This is a genomic window from Paracoccus sp. S4493, assembly GCF_000967735.1.
Taxonomy (GTDB): Bacteria; Pseudomonadota; Alphaproteobacteria; order Rhodobacterales; family Rhodobacteraceae; genus Paracoccus; species Paracoccus marcusii.
In genome coordinates this window covers 1-539 of record NZ_JXYF01000550.1, presented here as the reverse complement: position 1 = coordinate 539, position 539 = coordinate 1, and the positions used below count along the sequence as shown (strand labels likewise).

Genomic DNA, 539 nt, shown 5'->3' with positions numbered 1-539 from the left:
GCCCCCGGCCATGACCAGGCCGAAGGGGATCGCGGTCAGCACGACCGACAGGATGAACCCGATGACATAGGACCGATAAGTGCCGTGGTCATGGCCGTCGGGGTGATGGACATGGGCTGCGGTCTTGGCATGTGCGGTCTCGGCCATCAGATCATCCCCAGCAGATAGACGAAGGTGAAGACGCCGATCCAGATGACGTCCAGGAAGTGCCAGAACATCGACAGGCAGGTCATCCGCCGGATGTTGGCTCCGGTCAGCCCGTGCCGGGTGATCTGGACCATCAGGGTGACCAGCCACAGGCAGCCGAAGGCCACGTGCAGCCCGTGCGTGCCGACCAGCGCAAAGAAGGACGACAGGAAGGCGGACCGCTGCGGGCCTGTGCCCAGGTGGATCAGGTGGTGGAATTCATAGATCTCGACGGCAAGGAAGGCCAGGCCCAGGACCAGGGTCGCGCCCAGCCACATCATCGCCGGACCCTGCCGGCCCGCCAGCGTGGACAGCATCGCGAACCCGAAGGTCAGCGACGACAGCAGCAGGAA

At 64.7% G+C, this 539-nt stretch carries 1 protein-coding gene and 1 pseudogene; both read right to left on the bottom strand.

Translation table 11 applies throughout. The features are described from left to right. A pseudogene (locus tag TW83_RS22360) lies at positions 1-147 on the bottom strand (cytochrome o ubiquinol oxidase subunit IV); the annotation flags it as partial. Next, a partial coding sequence (locus TW83_RS19000) for a cytochrome c oxidase subunit 3 (RefSeq protein ID WP_045984355.1) occupies positions 147-539 on the bottom strand: 393 nt, incomplete at its 5' end. The pseudogene TW83_RS22360 and the gene TW83_RS19000, both read right to left, overlap by 1 nt.